Here is a 2,975-nt window from a genome sequence, read left to right as displayed (position 1 = left end):
TGCGGAAAGTTTCTAAAGCACCACTTAAGGCGTGGATGTCTTGAACCTGCGGTATATTTTTAAGAGCCTGGTTAAAACGAATTTTTAAATCATCTTCCGGGCTACTCTGTGTACTTTGTTGCCGCGCTGCCTGATTGGATTTCTGGGTAATGATTCCCCGAATCCCTTCGCAGGTTTCTTCAAATTTTTGTTGTTGAACATCGTGCAAACTATTCAATCCGCGTTTAGCACAATACTTTTGGATATCAATGCCTGCTTGCTGCATAAGATATTCAAGCTCTAAGAACTGATTACCATTGATACATGCATCTGCAGAACCAGAAGTCAGCCATTGTTTAAGTGCTATACCATCAGCTTCAGTAAGCGGTCTTGGTTCGATAAATAAACGTGTACGGTCTTTAGTGGCAATGGCTAAATTTTCGTGTGTGAGATCAAGGACTGTAGTGAACTCATATTCAATACCGTCACGTTGTTCAGCCTTCATACCGACTTTTTCAACTTTCTTTTTGCCATTGTTATTGGTTTGCACGGTTTCCATTTTTGAACGCAACGTCACAATGATATTGATGCTGGACTGCAACATTGCATCAATAAATTTACGATGACGCGGTGTAACTTCGCTCCATGCGCCCCAGCTATTACCTCGGAAAGTTGTACTGGCCAGCTTGTCGACGATTTCTAGGCAACCACCGACCCCAGACCATTCATGAGTGATACTGTCGAGAATTAAAGTGTCAAAACCTGCTGCCTCTGCTGCTTTGATTGCATCAATAAACTTTTCAGGTGTGTAGGGTGGCTGTAAGTTCGCATGTTCAAATGGAACAATGTCTTCATATAGTTCAGCACTACTGTTTTCAGTGTCTGCAACTGCAATACGACCACCAATACCCTTGGCCAGCATTAAAGCGCCGTAGGTCTTACCTGCACCAGTTGGACCAGAAACAGCTAAGCGTAACTTTGCATTTTTGCGTTGAGCTGGTTTAAAAAATACGTTTGTCATGATTCTTCCCTCAAAAACCAAAAAATTAATGTGCGCCAACCCAGCCCATACGTTTTTTGTATGCACGACGTTCACGTAATGGAATGTGAGAACTTTGCAGACCAGCGGCCAAAGCTTTGCGACGTTGAAAAGTACGTTCACGCTCAAAGTTTTGACGGATCCACGGCTTAGCCACTTGTTCTTCTAGGGTTACTTTATGGAGTTCACCGGTTTTACGATCTTCAGCAAAGATGTCTTTACCTTGTTCAACGTAAACAGTGTGGCCAAGACGCATAGACATGCTGTTTTGTTCATAACCGCCAAGGTATTCAGCGAATTTTTGATTAGAAGTAGTCATTAGCGATTCCCTCCATTAGAAGCCTGGAACTGCAATTGATGTTTGATCGCTTGAGCATGCTGACGATCTACATCATCTGAGCAACTGCGAACCATAAAAGGGACTGAGCCAATCGTTCCAAGAACCACTAAAACTGCCATCGTGTCTTGCATCCAAGCTTTCGCTTTAGCGCGTTTATTTGTTATAGCAATCTGTACAGTTGACGGTGGTTGCTGACGAAGAATCCCTGTAGAGGGAATGTGGCCAAACTCTGGGGTTTGACTGTGGGAATGTGTTTGGGTCATACTTATCTCACTCACAGTTTGGTGTGGGTCATGCTCCAGGTTGTTCTAGCAACGCTGGGGCTTTTTATTGTCTCTGAAAACAATATTAGCATACTAATATTAGAAGTAAATAAGTTTGCTAATATTTTATTATTTTATTTTTTATTCACATTTTATTAGGCAAAAGAAAACCCACCGCTAGGGTGGGTTGATAAGACTAAAAAGACCGGAGTTGAGTGTTACTTTATTTACTTGGCCATTTTTCCCAAGCTGTACTAGAAATAAGCCCGTGATTCAGAATTTTTATGGAAGGACTCTGTTTCATATGCTCTAAATTTTTTCGATAATCGCTTGTGGATACGAAGTACTCTACAATTTTCTGATCATTCAAAATATATTCTAAGTAGTAATCTCCATGTCCCTTTATTATTAAGTGCGGATGAGTAATTTGCTGAAGTCGATTTCTGACTCGATGAAAATCACTGGGTTTGTTTCTACTGTCAAACCAATAAACAAAATAAAAAAATGTAATCGTTAGGCTAAGTAATCCTAAATTATATAAGAGTTCCTGCATTCCACTCATTTGATGTATTTATCCTTAAGTTATCTTATTACCATTTTTCTACTCTTGTTATCTGCCAGATCCATCCAATCACTTGAAAATCTTGGGATTGTTTTTCCTCTGCATTTAATACTATTTCAGGGAACTCAGTAGAATTGTCAGATACTATTCTGACACCTCCAAATGGTAGGTTATACAAGCGTTTAGCATAGTGAAGCCCACCAATACAAATCACAAACATTCGACCATCTTTAATATCTTTTCGCCCAATATCTATATGAATGGTGTCTCCATCTTGAATAGTTGGTGTCATTGAGTCTCCAGTAGCAATTGCTGCTACGGCATTATCTTTACTAATCGATAAATTTCTCAAAGTCGCTTTTGAAATACGTAACTTACGTTTCTCGTTAGCAATAAAATCATTTATGGATCCAGATCCACAGGCAAAACTAAAGTCCTCAAAAAATGGAATTTCCACCTCATCATCATCAAGAGGCGTTTTTTCATCCCATGCTAAAACTTTATGAAACTCCTGATTTTTTATTGATGCGGAGTGTTCACCTGTTTGTAACCAATAAGCATCTACTCCTAAATAATTAGCAATAGCTGGGAGGTGAGAGGAAGAATCGACCCTCCCAGTTTCCAGCTGACTTAAGGCCGATTGAGTTATACCAATCGCTTCAACAACATCTTTTTGAGATTTATTAGCCTTCTTGCGGGCCTCTTTTAACCTGTCCTTAAGCATTACGCGACACCTTGCCAATGAGTTTATTTAGCATATTAGTGCGCTAATATTAAATCAAATTAGAATAC

The 2,975-nt window shown here is 39.7% G+C and carries 4 protein-coding genes; all 4 read right to left on the bottom strand.

What is annotated here, in order from left to right; translation table 11 throughout:
* Window positions 1–1,000, bottom strand: a 1,000-nt coding sequence (locus ACKI4H_RS03720; RefSeq protein ID WP_407303954.1) for an ATP-binding protein, incomplete at its 3' end; no start/stop codon positions are given.
* 25 nt (window positions 1,001–1,025) lie between these two features.
* On the bottom strand, window positions 1,026–1,337 hold the full coding sequence (locus ACKI4H_RS03715) for a hypothetical protein (RefSeq protein ID WP_407303953.1): 312 nt from the start codon (window positions 1,335–1,337) through the stop codon (window positions 1,026–1,028).
* Window positions 1,337–1,621 (bottom strand): hypothetical protein, encoded by a 285-nt coding sequence (locus ACKI4H_RS03710; RefSeq protein ID WP_407303952.1) that lies wholly within the window; start codon window positions 1,619–1,621, stop codon window positions 1,337–1,339. Before ACKI4H_RS03710 ends, ACKI4H_RS03715 begins: the two co-directional genes overlap by 1 nt.
* Window positions 1,622–2,211: 590 nt before the next feature.
* Window positions 2,212–2,907 carry an XRE family transcriptional regulator gene (locus tag ACKI4H_RS03705; RefSeq protein ID WP_407303951.1) on the bottom strand — a complete coding sequence of 232 codons (696 nt, stop codon included), beginning with the start codon at window positions 2,905–2,907 and terminating at the stop codon, window positions 2,212–2,214.
* Window positions 2,908–2,975 lie beyond the last annotated feature (68 nt).

Source organism: Acinetobacter sp., assembly GCF_045628685.1.
GTDB lineage: Bacteria > Pseudomonadota > Gammaproteobacteria > Pseudomonadales > Moraxellaceae > Acinetobacter.
The sequence above is the reverse complement of the archived record's forward strand: the minus strand, read 5'-3'. Positions and strand labels throughout refer to the sequence as shown.